Below are 14,575 nucleotides of genomic sequence, written 5' to 3'. Positions count from 1 at the left end.
GTCTGGGATTACGTCTGGATGGATAGGATAAAGTTGGTTGTTATCAGACTGCTGGGGAAGCGAAGTTCCGGATTGCCCGGGTTCTGCCGATCGGGGCGATTCAGTGAAACCAGGGTCAGAACGGAGATTCCGGGATTGGCGGATGGGTGGGGCACCGACCCGCCTGCCTTAATCAGGAGTTGTCAAAATACACCATTTTCAACGGCAGTGCAAAACCCCCGCGTTTACCCCACTGGAGGCATTGGTGCAGCCCCCGGCTGCGCTTATCATGGCAGCATCAAGGAACCCTCACAGGAGACCCGATCCGATGGCATCAGCCAGTGACTTCGCGCCCCTCAACCTTGCCATCCTGACCATCTCTGACAGCCGGGGGCCGAGCGAGGACAGCTCCGGCCAGTTCCTGGTGGATGCCGCCCTTGAGGCGGGTCACAACATCGTGGCGCGGCGCCTGCTGCAGGACGACACCTGCCTTATGCGGGCTCTGGTCAGCCGCTGGATCGCGGATCCGCAGATCCAGAGCGTGCTGATCACTGGCGGCACCGGCCTGCAGGAGCGTGACAGCACGCCGGAATCGCTGGGCCCGCTGTTCGAAAAGACCATCGAGGGTTTCGGTGAGGAATTCCGCCGTCTCTCCGCCCAGGAAATCGGCAACAGCACCATCCAGTCCCGGGCCCTGGCCGGGCTGGCGAACCATACGGTGGTCTTCTGCATGCCGGGCTCCACCGGCGCCTGCCGCACCGCCTGGGAGGGCATCGTGCGTGACCAGCTCGACAGCCGCCACCGGCCCTGCAACTTTTCCGCCCTGGTCCAGCGCAAACCCGAGCGGGACCTCAGCGGACTGGACCGGGAAATTCCCCTTGATGCCGCCCGGGGAGCCAACTGATGGCGGGCACGGACACACTGATCAGCGTGGATGAGGCCCGGACACAACTGATGAAGGCCGCCCGGGTCCTGCCCGGTACCGAGACCACACCCCTGAATGACGCCCTCCAGCGGATCCTCGCCGAGAGCCCGGTTTCAGCGGTACAGGTTCCGCCAGCGGACAACAGCGCCGTGGACGGCTATGCCCTGCGCGCGGCGGATGCCGAAGCGGGCACACTGCCCGTTTCCCAGCGCGTGCCCGCCGGGCAGCCCCCCCACCCCCTGGAGGCCGGCACGGCCGCCCGCATCTTCACCGGCGCCGCCATTCCCGAGGGGGCGGATACCGTCGTCATGCAGGAGAACACCGAGACCGAAGGCGACCGGGTCCGGCTTCTCCAGTCTCCCGGCACCGGCCAGAACATCCGCCCTGCCGGGCAGGACATTGATACCGGCGAGACCCTGATCAACGCCGGAACCCGCCTGGATCCCTGGCATCTGGGGCTGCTCGCCTCCGCCGGACTTCCGGAGATCACCACCTTCCGCCCCCTGCGCGTGGCCATCATCAGCAGCGGCGACGAACTGATCCCGCCCGGCCAGCCCCTGGCGCCGGGGCAGATCCACAATTCCAACCAACCCATGCTGACCGCCCTGGTGCGCGCCGCCGGCTGGGAGCCCGTCCCGTTCCACACCATGGCGGATACTCTGGAGGCCACACAGGACACACTGGCCCAGGCCGCGGAGCAGGCGGACGCCATCATCACCACCGGCGGCGTTTCCGTGGGGGAGGAGGATCACATCCGTGATGCCATCCGGGCGCTGGGCGAGCTGGACCTGTGGCGCATGGCCATCAAACCCGGAAAACCTCTGGCGTTCGGCCATATCAACGAAACCCCCGTCCTCGGGTTGCCCGGCAATCCGGCGGCGGTCCTGGTGACCTTCCTGGTGCTGGGCCGCCCCTTCCTGCGCGCCTGCCAGGGAGAGGACGGCGAGCTCATGCCCCGACCCTGCACCATGCCCGCAGGATTCGCGGTGGAACGCCCCCAGAGCCGACGCGAGTTCCAGCGGGTGCGCTGTCGCTCCATCGAGGGCCGCACCTGGCTTGAATCAGCGCCGACCCAGAGTTCGGGCGTCCTCAGCAGTGCCTGCTGGTCGCACGGGCTGGCCATCATTCCGGAGCACCAGACCCTGGAAGTCGGTGATCCAGTCTCCTTCCTGCCGTTTTCGGAGCTTCTCCATGGCTGAATCCAGTATTGCAATCCGTTTCTTTGCCAGTCTGCGCGAACGCCTGGGGATCAGCGAGGAACAGCTGCCCGCCGACGGCATCACCTGTGTCCGTGATATCCGTGAGCAGCTTCAAAAGCGCGGCGAAGAGTGGGCCGAACTGCTGGACGACGACTGTGTGCTCATGGCCGTGAACCAGGCCATGGCCCGGGAGGAAACGCCGGTGAATCCGGGGGACGAAGTGGCCTTCTTCCCACCGGTCACCGGAGGCTGAAATGATCCGCATCCAGAGCGAAGCGCTGGCGATCGAGCCCGTCCTGGCCGCGCTGGAAGACGATGCCCCTGCGATCGGCGCGGTCTGCAGCTTCACTGGCCTTGCCCGCGACCTTGGTGACCAGAGCGGCGTCCAGAGTCTATTCCTGGAGCACTACCCCGGCATGACCGAAACCGCCATCCAGGCCGTGGTGGACGAGGCCGACCGACGCTGGACCATTCACCGCACGGAGATCGTGCACCGTGTGGGCGAGATCCGGGCCGGAGAGCGGATTGTCTTCGTGGGGGTGAGCAGCCGCCACCGACAGGATGCCTTTGAGGCCTGCCAGTTCATCATGGACTACCTGAAAACCCGCGCTCCTTTCTGGAAAAAGGAAATCACCGCGGCGGGTAACAGCGACTGGGTGGAGCAGAAGGCCAGTGACCGCGAGGCGGCCCGGCGCTGGGCGGATTCAGACGGTCTCTGAGCGCGCCTCGCTGCTGAGCCGCGCCTGGTCCCCGGGCTCGTTCACGTTCAGGAACCCTTCCACCATGGCGCTGCAATCCATCCATTCGGCGCCCAGCTGTTCCGCCAGTTCCAGTGCCCGGCGTTCGCCACGACTGAGATAGCGCTCAACCCGGCCCAGCAGCGCTACCGGGTAGTAGCCGTGCAGCGGGTGTCGCCGCTCACCGGTGTCCGAGAGACAGGGAATGGCGGGGCGCCGTCGCGCCGCCTCCAGGATCTGAACCGCCCATATGGGCGGGAGCCGTGGCGTATCACAGGGCGTCACCACCAGCCCCTGAAATCCACGCATACGGGCCCATCGAAGACCTTCCACCAGCCCCGCCAAGGGGCCGGCTTCGGCAAAGGCGTTATCCGACAGAACGATATCCGCCCACTGCCCGTGGGCATCCGCATTGCGGTTGGCACTGATGGCCACCGCGGAGGTCACCGGACACAGAACGTCGGCCAGGTGAGCCGCATAGGAGCGCCCGTCCAGGCGCAGAAGCCCCTTGTCTTCTCCGCCCATCCGTTCACCGCGCCCTCCGGCGAGAATCAGTCCACCAACCACCATAGTGCATCACAGCGCCCCGGCAGACCGGGGCGAAAACGTTACAGGTTGCTGTCGAGGAACGCCGTCAGCTGGGACTTGGACAGTGCACCCACCTTGGTGGCGTCCACATCGCCGTTCTTGAACAGCATCAGGGTCGGGATCCCCCGGATGTTGAAGCGCGGCGGCGTCTGCTGGTTCTCGTCGATGTTGAGCTTGGCGATCTTGAGCTTGCCCTCGTACTCGTCCGCAATCTCTTCGAGAACCGGATGGATCATCTTGCAGGGCCCGCACCATTCCGCCCAGTAGTCCACAAGAACCGGTACGTCCGACTTGAGAACTTCGTCTTCGAAGGTGCCGTCGGTCACGCTCACAATGTTGTCGCTCATCGCCCTACTTCCAAATTGCTGCTGTATGAATGGGAATTTGCCCGCCGTAACCGGCTGTCACCGGGACACGCGAGGATCCCCTCTGTTACATGGGCCGCTCCGCGGGTTAGTATCCGGATCAGATACCAGCCCTGAACACGGCGCTGTTCAGAATATATGGGCTTTCAGCAGGATTTCAAGACAGGTGACTTCCCCGCACAGTTCCCAGGACGCCCCCCGGCTGCTGGCCGCCGTGGACCTTGGCTCCAACAGCTTCCACATGGTCGTGGCCCAGGCGGTGCACGGCGAGATCCGCACCATTGAGAAAATGGGCGAGAAGGTCCAGCTCGGTGCCGGGCTGGACCGTGACAACTACCTCTCCGCCGAGGCCAGGGAACGCGGCCTGGCCTGCCTGCAGCGCTTCGCCCAGCGCATCCGCAGCATGAACGCGGAATCGGTCCGGGTGGTGGGCACCAACGCCCTGCGTGCCGCCCGTAACGCCGATCACTTCATCCAGTCGGCCGAGGAGACCCTGGGCTGCCCGGTGGAGATCGTAGCCGGGCGCGAGGAAGCCCGCCTCATCTACCTGGGGGTCTCCCACACCCTCGCGGATGACGCCGGCCCCCGGCTGGTCATCGACATCGGCGGCGGCAGCACCGAGTTCATCATCGGCGAACGCTTCGAGGCGCGCGAGACGGAAAGCCTGCACATGGGCTGTGTGTCCTTCCGCAACGACTACTTCCCGGACGGCAAGATCTCGCGCAAGCGCATGGACAGAGCCATCACCCACGCACGCCAGGAGCTGCTCAACATCCAGCAGCGTTTCCGCCAGCGCGGCTGGCACAACTGCGTGGGGTCCTCCGGCTCCATCAAGGCCATCATCGGGGTGGTCAACGAGCTGAACCTCAGCCGCGAGGGGGTTACCTGGGAGGCCATGAAGTCACTGCGCAAGCGCCTGATCGACATTGGCCGCACGGAAAAGCTGGATTCGCTCGGGGTACGCGAGGACAGGCGCAGCATTTTCCCGGCCGGTTTCGCCATACTCTATGCCGCCTTTGAATCGCTGGGCATCGAGTCCATGAATTTCGCCGACGGCGCCCTGCGTGAAGGGGTTCTCTACGATCTGCTGGGCCGGGACAACCATGAGGATGTGCGCGAACGCACCATCCAGGCTCTTCAGGGGCGCTATTCCGTGGACCTTGATCATGCGGCGGCGGTGGAGGCCACTGCCACGCGGGCGCTGGAGCAGGTCGGCCCGGACTGGGGACTCGGGAACAGCGACTACCGTAACCTGCTGTGCTGGGCCTGCCGGGTGCATGAGATCGGGCTGGCCATCAGCCATACCCAGTACCACAAGCATGGCGCCTATCTGATGACCCACTCGGACCTGCCGGGTTTCTCGCAGGACGACCAGCGGGCGCTGGCAACCCTGGTGCGCACCCACAGGCGCAAGTTCAACAACGCGCTGTTCGAACACCTCTACCCGGACGAGATCCAGCCGATCAAACGGCTTGCGGTGATGCTGCGGCTGGCGGTGCTCTTCCAGCACGGGCGTGCCGGCGCCGCGCCGCCACCATTCAGCCTCAGCGCCAAAGGGGCACGGATCACCCTTTCACTGCCGGCCGACTGGCTGGAGGCGCACCCGCTGACACGGGCCGACCTGATGAGCGAGCGGGAGCGGGTCAAACAGGCCGATGTCGACCTGGTGATTCAGGAGTAGGCGTCCGCCTCCAGTGACTCCAGGGACTCGCTGGCCTCCACCCAGGCCGCCTCGGCCTCGGATTCACGGCGTGCCAGCTCCGCCTGGCGGTCCAGGAGCTGCTTCAGTTCGTCCTTGCGCTCGGCCTCATACAGGCCGGTATCGCCGAGCGCCTCTTCCACCTCGGATTTCTCCTTCGCAAGGCGTTCCAGCTCCTTCTCACAGCGCTCGACCTCCTTTTTCAGCGGCGCCATTTTCTGGCGCTGCTCGGCGGCGGCTTTCCTGCGCGCCTGGCGCTCGGCTGCGCTTTCTTTGGCTGCCGGCTGAGGAGCGGCATCCCGGGCACCTGAAGACTTTCCGTCCCCGCCGGAAGCCCGTTCACCGCCTTCGGCAAGCCAGCGTTCGTACTCGTCCAGGTCGCCGTCGAACTCGGTGACGGTACCGTCCGCCACGCGCCAGAAGGTGTCCACCGTGTTGCGCAGCAGGTGGCGATCGTGGGAGACCAGCACCATGGCACCGCTGAACGACTGCAGCGCCATGGTCAGGGCCTGGCGCATCTCCAGGTCCAGGTGGTTGGTGGGCTCGTCCAGGAAGAGCACATTGGGCTTCTGCCAGGCGATGATGGCCAGTGCCAGACGGGCCTTCTCACCCCCGGAGCAGTTGCGGATGCTCGCCAGGGCATCATCCCCGCGGAAACCAAAGCCGCCCAGGAATTTGCGGATGGACTGATCCGACGCCTCGGGCGTCAGCCGCTGCAGGTGCTGGAATGGGCTGGCGTCCAGATCCAGTTCATCCAGCTGATGCTGGGCAAAATAACCCGGCCGGAAATGTTCCCCGGTAACACGTTCGCCACTGAGCAGCGGTGTGGCCCCGCGCAGCATGCTGATCAGCGTGGACTTGCCCGCGCCATTGACCCCGAGAAGACCGATACGGCTGCCCGGCAGCAGGTGCAGGTGAATGCCACTGAGCAGCGGCGCGCCGTCATAGCCCACGGCACCGCCCCGCACGGTCAGCAGTGGATTGGAGACCTTGTCCGCCTCCGGGAAGCGGAATTCGAACTGGGAATCCACGTGCGCCGGTGCGATGGTTTCCATGCGTTCCAGCGCCTTGATGCGGCTCTGGGCCTGCTTCGCCTTGCTGGCCTGGGCCCGGAAGCGGTCGATAAAGGACTGGATTTCGGCAACCCGCTTCTGCTGCTTTTCATACTCCGCCTGCTGGCGTGCCAGCCGTTCCGCCCGCTGGCGTTCAAAGGCGTGGTAGTTGCCCACGTAATAGAACAGCTTGCGGTGTTCAAAGTGGATGACATGGGTTGCCACCCGGTCCATGAAATCGCGGTCGTGGGAGATGAACAGCAGCGTGCCCTGGTACTGCTTGAGCCAGCCTTCCAGCCAGTAGCAGGCCTCGATGTCCAGGTGGTTGGTGGGCTCGTCCAGCAACAGCAGATCCGAAGGCACCATCAGTGCCTGGGCCAGGTTCAGCCGGATGCGCCAGCCGCCGGAGAAGCTGTCCACCGGGCGGTCCATGTCATCATCCGTAAAGGCCAGCCCCCGCAGCAGAGCCTCCGCCTGGCGCGGGGCGTCCCAGGCCTTGAGATTGTCCAGTTCACCATGGACACGGACCATCTCGTTTTCGTCGCCACTGGCCTCGGCCCGGGCCAGACGTTCCTCAAGCTGCCGCAGCTCGGCGTGGCCATCCAGCACAAAGTCCCGTGCCGTGCGCTGGCTGCCACCCACCTCCTGGGCCATGTGGGCGATGCGGCAGCCGCCGGGGACCTGGATCTCGCCGTTTTCCGGTGCCAGTTCCCCCAGGATCATTTGAAAGAGACTGGACTTGCCGGCACCATTGCCACCAATGAGGGCAACCCGCTGCCCGGGCTGAATGGTGGCGGAGCAGTCCTCAAGCAGCCACTGGCCGCCGCGCTGAAGTGTCAGGTTATTGAATGCGATCATGGCGGCATTCTACAGGAAAGACCCCATGCCACGGCAGGAGCCCCCCGACAATCTGTCACTGGACAATCCACTCTGGCAGTACGTGCTGACCCTATGGCGTCACGACGGATTCGCATACCAGTGCCTTGAGGCCCAGAACCAGGGTCTGGCGGTGACCCCGCTCCTGGTGGCGCTGTTCTGTGCCGCCCGCGATCGCCAAGCCCCGCAAACCGAGCCCGAGGGCATCCACCAGTGGCGCACCGATGTCACCGCCGACCTGCGCGCCCTGCGGATGAATCTGCCCAGGGGCAATGACACCACGGCCCCACTGCGCGACACCGTCAAGCAGGCGGAGCTGAAGGCCGAACAGGTGGAGCTGGCCTGGTGGTGGCAGCGCCTCGTGGATGACGGATCCGTCACGCAGTCGGGCCTTTCGCGCACGGCCCTGGCCCGCCATAATCTGGGCAGCCTCCTCCCGGGGCTCGACCCGGCCACTGCCGCATCGCTGGTTGAACTGTGGGGGGAGATCAAGGAAGCCAATGGAGAACCATCATGACGCGACGCACTTCCCTCGCGCTGCAACGCAGCACCATCGCCGGCGCCTGCCTGATGCTGGCGGTCGGCTGCAGTGCCGAATCCGATGTAAGCCTGGAGTCCGAGGACCAGCGGCTCGGTTATGCCATGGGCAAGCTTTTTGCCGACCGCATCCAGCAGGATATGCAGGACCTCAACAGCGATGCCTTCATGGCCGGTGTCCGTGACAGTATGGAAGGCAACGAGCCCCGGCTCTCCGACGAGCAGATCCAGAAGGCCGTCAGCAACTACCAGAAGCGCCTGCAGGATGAAGCCACCGGCAACACCTCCGGCCAGCAGAGCAAGAGCAGCGGCGGCGATGCCGAGGAGAACCTGGCCGCCTCCAGAGCGTTTCTGGAGAAGAACCGCCAGCGGGATGGTGTGAAGACCACCGACTCGGGGCTCCAGTACGAAGTGATCGAGGAAGGGGATGGTGAGTCACCGGCCGAGGACGATCGTGTCACGGTCCACTATACCGGCGAACTGATCGACGGCACCGTCTTCGACAGCTCCCGGGAACGCGGCGAGCCCGCCACTTTCGGCCTGCAGCAGGTCATCCCGGGCTGGACGGAAGGGCTCCAGCTGATGAACGAGGGCGACCGCTATCGGTTCTACATTCCACCGCAACTGGCCTATGGCGAGAATGGCCCGCCCTCGATCGGCCCCAACCAGGCACTGATCTTTGACGTGGAGCTGATCGAGGTCCAGTAGGGGCCAGGTCAGGCCACCTGATCGGCATGCGCGTTATGGAGGTTCTCGATCAGCAGATCCTCCAGCTCGAAGCGCTCCTCCATGATCTCACCGAGGCGTGAGACACGGGCATACATGGCGCGCATGTCCTCCTCGCTTTTCTCGCTCACCTCAAGCAGATCGTTGAAGGCCAGCATCTCCTGGGTGGTTTTGCTGATCTTCGGATAGACCCGGTTGGCCACCTCGATACCGCCGTCATCGAATTCCCGGGCCTCATTCATGAGCTGCTCGTAGACCTCGAAATGACCAGCGGACACATAATCCAGAAGCTGTTCACACAGCGATGACAGCTGTTCATGAAGCGGCTCGGTCCGGCTGAAATCCGGGTTGTTGCTGAGCCCACAATACTGGACGATCAGCTGCTGGCGAGCCTGCAGCCAGCGGTCAACCAGCTCAGTGACACCGCCCCACCGCTCCCGGGCATTCCGGCAGTCTTCCAGCATAGTCCCCTCCCATCAAAGGATCAGGTGTTTCCGGAACCCTGTCAGGTTCCCTTAATGTTGTTCTTCAACACCATGTGCGCTTTCAAATTACCGGAACATCGTCAGTCCAGCAACCCGTGCCGCCGCCCTTTGCCAACCACCAGCAGGCCGACTCCCGCCAGCGCGGCAAGCGCGAAAAGCACAAAACTCCAGCCGGGAATGCTCAGCCCCAGGAACTGCCACTGGATCTCCGCACAGCTGCCGTCGCCCTCCAGTGCCATCCAGACCACCTCCGTGAGCGGGAAGGTCTCACGCAGGTAGTCATAGCCCGGGCCACAGGGCGGCACCTGGTCGGCGGGCAGGTTCTGGAGCCAGAGCTGGCGCCCGGCCAGGCCCAGGCCGGCCAGCGCCGGGATCATCATCAGACCGCCACCCAGGCGCACCCCCGGGCCGGAGGGGCCAATCAGGGCCGCCAGCAGCGCCACCACCCCTACCCCCACAAAGGCCATGCGCTGGAGCATGCACAGCGGGCAGGGTTCCAGGCCCATCATGTGCTCCATGTAAAGCGCCACCCCCAGCACCGCCACACAGGCCAGTGCAATCAGGGTGAAAACAATCCGGTTGAATCGCATGCCTACTCCTGTGACGTTCCTTCGGGCCGGATGCACAACCGCACCCGGCCGCCTACAATGGGGTGTAAGTTATCACCCACAATCACGGACAGCATCCTTCATGCGTCAATTCACCCTGTTACTGCTGGCTCTCACCGCACCCCTCGCACTCGCCGCGGGTGGCGGAGGCGATGACGGCCCACCATCCACCTACCTGGAACTGTCGCCCGCCTTCGTAGTCAACATCGGGGACCCGGATCAGGCGGGCAGTTACGCCAAGGCAAAAGTGACGCTGCGTTTCCATGAGGCACAGGCGCGTAAAAAGGCTGAAGCGCACACGCCCTGGCTACGCCATGAGGTGGTGATGCTGATAAGTGACCGGTCGGTGGATGAGCTGCGCAGTGCGGAGGGCCAGGACACGCTGCGCTCGGATATCCGCAACGCGGTAAACGAACGGCTTGTCAGTGAGATCCCGGCCCTGAAGCAGAAACCTGAAGAGGCTCAGGCCGATAGTGAAGAAAATAACGGGTCCAGTGAGGATGAGCCATTGCCCTCCGGCCCGGTACGGGAAGTGCTGTTGCCCGGTTTCATCGTGCAGGCCAGGTGACCATCCTCCCAGCCCGCCTCCCACGCGGCGCGGATCACATCCGTCCAGTAGGGGCAGCGTGACGGCTCCATGTGAACGGACGCCGCCATATAGCCATGGTCATAGGCCTTGTTCAGCGATTCCAGGTCCCAGCCCAGCTCCCCACTCCTGGCCATGACCCTGTTCCTCCGGATGCGGTTTCGGCCACCGATAACGTTCCGTTACCTTCTGCAACAGACGGTAACAGCCGGATCAGTGTCCAACAACTGAACATTCAGGAACTGTGCGCCACTGCCACCCTCAGGGCGGACAGCGTTCACAGGGCAGCCCTCATTCCGCCAGATAGCGGGCCAGAAAGGTCTCGAAGTCCTCGCTCTCGGCGTCCTCCACCGCTTTCTGATCCGCCAGTGACTGGCGGGCCTGTTCGGCCAGGTGTGCATCCCAGTCATCCGTAGCCTGAGCGCGGACCTGCGCCTGCTGCGCGGAGGCCTTTGCCAGCCCCCAGTCCACCAGCTCCCGGCCCTCACCCAGCTCACTGAGCAGACGGCCCGAGGGTGTCTGGGCGGGGTCGTCCAGCCGGGCCCGCATGGTGGCCAGAACCGCCTGGTAGCGCTCAGCCCCCGGCAGCACCGCCGCCAGCTCCCCCATCTGATCCAGAATCCGGTGCCCTGCCTGCGCCAGCGGTTCCGCACCAGCACCGAAACAGAACCGGGCATCCGGATCACGCCCGTGACGGACCACGTCCTGGAAGGCGTTGTCCAGGCTTTCACATTCATTGTCGTCGATCAGCGGGCTGTCGCTGACCAGGCAATGCAGAAGGAACAGGTCCATGAAGTCCAGCTGGTCCTCGTTAACCCCCACCGCCGAGAACGGATCGAGGTCGAGGCAGCGCACCTCCACGTATTCCACGCCCCGCTCCTGAAGGGCATGCAGCGGTTTCTCGCCGGATTCGGTGGTACGCTTGGGACGGATGGCGCTGTAGTACTCGTTCTCGATCTGCAGCACACTGTCATTGATCTGGATGCGTTCGCCATCCCGGAACAGGCCGATCTCCTGATACGGAGGCCAGGTCGTGTGGATGGCGTTTTCCAGGGTATCGGTGTAGGTCTCCAGCCGGTTGAAACAGATGTCCAGCGAGGATTGGGCCTGGTTGTTGTAGCCCAGATCGCTCATGCGCAGGGAAGTCGCACCCTGCTGGAAGAGGGTGCGGTCACCGAGTGGCGCCAGGCCGGAACGGCTGCCGTTCATGAAACTGGTGTCCAGCGCCGGCGAGGCGCCGAACAGGTACATCAGCAGCCAGCTCTGGCGGCGGAAATTGCGGATCAGCCAGAAGTACTGCTGGGTACGGAAGTCCGCCAGCGGGCCCGGATCGCCCAGCTGCTGCTGCCACTGCCGCCAGAAGGTGTCGGGCAGCGAGAAGTTGTAGTGGGTACCGGCAATGCTCTGCATGATGCGCCCGTAGCGCCAGGCCAGACCACGGCGATAGACGGTCTTGAGCATGCCGATGTTGGAGGTGCCGTAGTGCGCGATGGGGATGCTCTGCTCGCCATCCAGCCGGCAGGGCATGCTCAGGGGCCAGAGGGCTTCTTCTCCCAGATGGCGGTGAACATAGGCATGGATGCCCTCGATGGCCGCCATCAGTTCAGCGGTGGACTCACAGACAGGCGTGACCAGCTCCAGCAGGGACTCGGAATAGTCCGTGGTGATCGCCGGATTGGTGAGAGCGGAACCCAGAGCTTCCGGATGCGGTGTCCGCGCGATGGCCCCCTCCGGATCCACCCGCAGCCCCTCCTTCTCCAGCCCCTTGCGGAATCCCGGCCAGTCACCGCCGGCAATCGACTCCAGGGCCCTGAAACGGCGTTCCCCCATGCAATACTCCCGGTTAATGCTGTTTGTCGGACTGGCGGGCGCGGGCAAAGGCATCCGCCATGGCGCCACCGGCTTCCGGCTTCTTCGGTTTCGACCCGCGACCGCCGGAGCTGTTACGCGGCCCTTTCCCGGCGGGTTCACCCTTGCCGGCATTTTTCGGCTTGGCGCTGCCCTGGGTGGCCTGCCCGGGCTCATCACCCATGCGCATGGTCAGCTCAATGCGCTTGCGCTCCTGGTCCACGGACAGCACTTTCACGGTCACCACGTCCCCGGCACGGACCACATCCCGCGGGTCCTTAACGAACTCATTGGACAGCGCGGAGATGTGCACCAGCCCGTCCTGGTGGACGCCGATGTCCACGAAGGCCCCGAAGTGGGTCACATTGGTCACGTTGCCTTCCAGCTTCATGCCGGGCTCCAGGTCCGCCAGCGTCTCCACGCCCTCGCGGAACTGCGCGTATTCGAACTCCGGGCGCGGATCCCGGCCGGGCTTTTCCAGCTCATTCAGGATGTCGCGGACCGTGGGCTCACCAAAGCGCTCATCCGCGAGTCTGGCAGGGTCCTGACTGCGGGTGAATGCGTGATCACCGATAATCGCGCCCAGGGAACGGCCCTCCTTCTTCGCCAGGGCCTCAACGAAGCCGTAGGCCTCCGGGTGCACTGCCGAGGCGTCCAGAGGGTTCTCTCCATCCATGATGCGCAGGAAACCGGCAGCCTGTTCGAAGGTCTTTTCCCCCAGCCGGCTGACCTCCATCAGTTCCCGGCGGCTGCGGAACATGCCCTTCTGTTCGCGGTGGCGGATGATATTCTCCGCAATGCCCGTGTTCAGCCCCGCCACCCGGGTCAGCAGCGGCACGGACGCGGTGTTGAGGTCCACACCCACGGCGTTCACACAGTCCTCGATCACCGCGTCCAGGGTGCGCGCCAGCTGTACCTGGGAGACATCGTGCTGGTACTGGCCCACGCCAATGGACTTGGGCTCAATCTTGACCAGCTCTGCAAGAGGATCCTGCAGGCGCCGGGCAATGGAGACCGCGCCCCGGATGGTCACGTCCAGATCCGGCAGCTCCCGGGAGGCGTACTCGGATGCCGAGTAGACCGAGGCGCCGGCTTCGTTGACCATGACCCGTGTCACGCCCAGCTCCGGATAGCGTTTGATGAGATCCCCGACCAGCCGGTCCGTCTCCCGTGAAGCGGTGCCGTTTCCGATGGCGATCAGCCCCACACCGTGCTGGCGGCACCAGCCGGCGAGCTGCTCGATGGACTGGTCCCACTGGTTCCGGGGCGCGTGCGGGTGAATGCTCCCCTGATCGAGAAATCGGCCGGTGCCGTCCACGATCGCCACCTTCACCCCGGTACGCAGCCCCGGGTCCAGGCCGATGGTCGCCGTCTTGCCGGCGGGCGCGGCCATGAGCAGGTCCTTGAGGTTGCTGGCGAACACCTGGATGGCCTCGGATTCCGCCCGCTCACGCAGGCTGCCCATGAGGTCGGTTTCCAGGTGGGTGCTGAGCTTGACCCGCCAGGTCCAGCGCACCACCTCGCCCAGCCAGCGGTCGGCAGGACGGCCTTCATTGCGGATGCCCCAGTGGGAGGCGATCATGCCCTCGGCCGGATGCGGCGCGCGGCTGTCCGCCTCCGGGTCGCCCACCTCGATGCTGTACTGCAGAACGCCCTCGTTGCGGCCCCGGAAGATGGCCAGGGCGCGGTGTGAGGGCACTTTCTTCAGCGGTTCCCGGTGATCGAAGTAATCCCGGAAGCGCGCGCCTTCCTCTTCCTTGCCACTGACCACCTGCACCCGCAGCTGGCCGTCCTGCCACAGGAAGTCACGCAGGCGCGCCAGCAGGTCCGCGTCCTCGGCAAAACGCTCCATCAGGATGTAACGGGCGCCATCCAGCGCCGCCTTCGCATCCTCAATACCCGCCTCAGTGTTGAGGTAGTCGCCGGCCAGCACTTCCGGATCCTGACCCGGGTCATCAAAAAGCGCATCCGCCAGCGGTTCCAGCCCCGCCTCCCGGGCGATCTGGCCCTTGGTTCGGCGCTTGGGCTTGTAGGGCAGGTAGAGATCCTCCAGCCGGCCCTTGGTGTCCGCCGTATTGAGGCTGGCCAGCAGTTCGTCGGTCAGCTGGCCCTGCTCCCGGATGGTCTCAATGATGGTGGCGCGCCTGTCCTCCATCTCCCGGCGGTAACGCAACCGCTCATCGAGCTGGCGCAGCTGGCTGTCATCCAGCGAACCGGTGATTTCCTTGCGGTAACGGGCGATGAAGGGAACCGTCGCGCCCTCGTCCAGCAGGGCCACGGTGGCATCCACCTGGCGCTGGCTGATGCCCAGTTCATTGGCAATGGCCTGATTGATTGAGCTCATGGGGAACCGTATCCGGTGGGT

Annotated in this window: 16 protein-coding genes; 8 read left to right on the top strand and 8 right to left on the bottom strand. The window is 64.7% G+C overall.

Features of this window, described 5'->3' with window-relative positions; genetic code table 11:
• The first annotated feature begins 307 nt into the window (after positions 1 to 307).
• Genes moaB through GLW01_RS05030 form a run of 4 tightly spaced genes read left to right on the top strand, consistent with a single transcriptional unit; the run spans position 308 to position 2,822 of the window.
• A complete protein-coding gene (gene moaB, locus GLW01_RS05045; protein ID WP_160898351.1) occupies positions 308 to 883 on the top strand; it encodes a molybdenum cofactor biosynthesis protein B in 576 nt (191 codons plus the stop codon).
• Positions 883 to 2,103: a gephyrin-like molybdotransferase Glp gene (gene glp / locus GLW01_RS05040; RefSeq protein ID WP_160898350.1), complete on the top strand. Its 1,221-nt coding sequence runs from the start codon at positions 883 to 885 to the stop codon at positions 2,101 to 2,103. The genes moaB and glp overlap by 1 nt, the downstream gene beginning before the upstream one ends.
• Positions 2,096 to 2,356, top strand: coding sequence for a molybdopterin converting factor subunit 1 (gene moaD / locus GLW01_RS05035; RefSeq protein WP_160898349.1), 261 nt, complete (start codon positions 2,096 to 2,098; stop codon positions 2,354 to 2,356). The genes glp and moaD overlap by 8 nt, the downstream gene beginning before the upstream one ends.
• A 1-nt stretch (position 2,357) precedes the next feature.
• Positions 2,358 to 2,822, top strand: a complete 465-nt coding sequence (locus GLW01_RS05030) for a molybdenum cofactor biosynthesis protein MoaE (RefSeq protein WP_151440744.1) — start codon at positions 2,358 to 2,360, stop codon at positions 2,820 to 2,822.
• On the opposite strand, the gene GLW01_RS05025 is transcribed toward GLW01_RS05030, so the two are convergent.
• A complete protein-coding gene (locus tag GLW01_RS05025; RefSeq protein WP_286173220.1) occupies positions 2,808 to 3,410 on the bottom strand; it encodes an NTP transferase domain-containing protein in 603 nt (200 codons plus the stop codon). The genes GLW01_RS05030 and GLW01_RS05025 overlap by 15 nt on opposite strands.
• 38 nt (positions 3,411 to 3,448) lie before the next feature.
• Entirely contained in the window at positions 3,449 to 3,775 is a 327-nt protein-coding gene (gene trxA / locus GLW01_RS05020) for a thioredoxin TrxA (protein ID WP_077530165.1), read from the bottom strand.
• A 184-nt stretch (positions 3,776 to 3,959) separates the two neighbouring features.
• On the opposite strand from trxA, the gene ppx reads away from it, so the two are divergent.
• The gene (gene ppx, locus GLW01_RS05015; RefSeq protein WP_160898347.1) at positions 3,960 to 5,474 is read left to right on the top strand and encodes an exopolyphosphatase; all 1,515 of its coding nucleotides are present in this window, start codon (positions 3,960 to 3,962) and stop codon (positions 5,472 to 5,474) included.
• On the opposite strand, the gene GLW01_RS05010 is transcribed toward ppx, so the two are convergent.
• The gene (locus GLW01_RS05010; protein WP_160898346.1) at positions 5,465 to 7,402 is read right to left on the bottom strand and encodes an ATP-binding cassette domain-containing protein; all 1,938 of its coding nucleotides are present in this window, start codon (positions 7,400 to 7,402) and stop codon (positions 5,465 to 5,467) included. The genes ppx and GLW01_RS05010 overlap by 10 nt on opposite strands.
• Positions 7,403 to 7,427: 25 nt before the next feature.
• Between GLW01_RS05010 and GLW01_RS05005 the strand changes: the two genes are divergently transcribed.
• Positions 7,428 to 7,937 carry a TIGR02444 family protein gene (locus tag GLW01_RS05005; protein ID WP_160898345.1) on the top strand — a complete coding sequence of 170 codons (510 nt, stop codon included), beginning with the start codon at positions 7,428 to 7,430 and terminating at the stop codon, positions 7,935 to 7,937.
• Positions 7,934 to 8,665, top strand: coding sequence for an FKBP-type peptidyl-prolyl cis-trans isomerase (locus GLW01_RS05000; protein ID WP_160898344.1), 732 nt, complete (start codon positions 7,934 to 7,936; stop codon positions 8,663 to 8,665). Before GLW01_RS05005 ends, GLW01_RS05000 begins: the two co-directional genes overlap by 4 nt.
• An 8-nt stretch (positions 8,666 to 8,673) precedes the next feature.
• Here GLW01_RS05000 and rsd read toward each other — a convergent pair whose 3' ends face one another.
• Both rsd and GLW01_RS04990 read right to left on the bottom strand, forming a co-directional pair.
• A complete protein-coding gene (gene rsd / locus GLW01_RS04995) occupies positions 8,674 to 9,147 on the bottom strand; it encodes a sigma D regulator (RefSeq protein ID WP_160898343.1) in 474 nt (157 codons plus the stop codon).
• A gap of 101 nt (positions 9,148 to 9,248) precedes the next feature.
• Positions 9,249 to 9,758, bottom strand: coding sequence for a disulfide bond formation protein B (locus GLW01_RS04990; RefSeq protein WP_160898342.1), 510 nt, complete (start codon positions 9,756 to 9,758; stop codon positions 9,249 to 9,251).
• Positions 9,759 to 9,858: 100 nt separating this feature from the next.
• On the opposite strand from GLW01_RS04990, the gene GLW01_RS04985 reads away from it, so the two are divergent.
• Entirely contained in the window at positions 9,859 to 10,344 is a 486-nt protein-coding gene (locus GLW01_RS04985; protein ID WP_158223030.1) for a flagellar basal body-associated FliL family protein, read from the top strand.
• Here the strand turns inward: GLW01_RS04985 and rmf are convergent.
• The 3 genes from rmf to GLW01_RS04975 form a co-directional block, all read right to left on the bottom strand.
• Positions 10,239 to 10,499 carry a ribosome modulation factor gene (rmf, locus tag GLW01_RS15835; RefSeq protein ID WP_095616329.1) on the bottom strand — a complete coding sequence of 87 codons (261 nt, stop codon included), beginning with the start codon at positions 10,497 to 10,499 and terminating at the stop codon, positions 10,239 to 10,241. The two genes, GLW01_RS04985 and rmf, sit on opposite strands and share 106 nt — an antisense overlap.
• Positions 10,500 to 10,653: 154 nt before the next feature.
• Positions 10,654 to 12,192, bottom strand: a complete 1,539-nt coding sequence (gene gshA / locus GLW01_RS04980) for a glutamate--cysteine ligase (RefSeq protein WP_160898341.1) — start codon at positions 12,190 to 12,192, stop codon at positions 10,654 to 10,656.
• Positions 12,193 to 12,205: 13 nt separating this feature from the next.
• Positions 12,206 to 14,554 (bottom strand): Tex family protein, encoded by a 2,349-nt coding sequence (locus tag GLW01_RS04975; RefSeq protein ID WP_160898340.1) that lies wholly within the window; start codon positions 14,552 to 14,554, stop codon positions 12,206 to 12,208.
• Positions 14,555 to 14,575 lie beyond the last annotated feature (21 nt).

It is taken from the genome of Vreelandella halophila (genome assembly GCF_009856365.1).
In the GTDB taxonomy this organism is placed as follows: Bacteria; Pseudomonadota; Gammaproteobacteria; order Pseudomonadales; family Oleiphilaceae; genus Halospina; species Halospina utahensis_B.
Note: the sequence above shows the minus strand (reverse complement) of the source record. Positions and strands in the feature narration are given on the sequence as shown.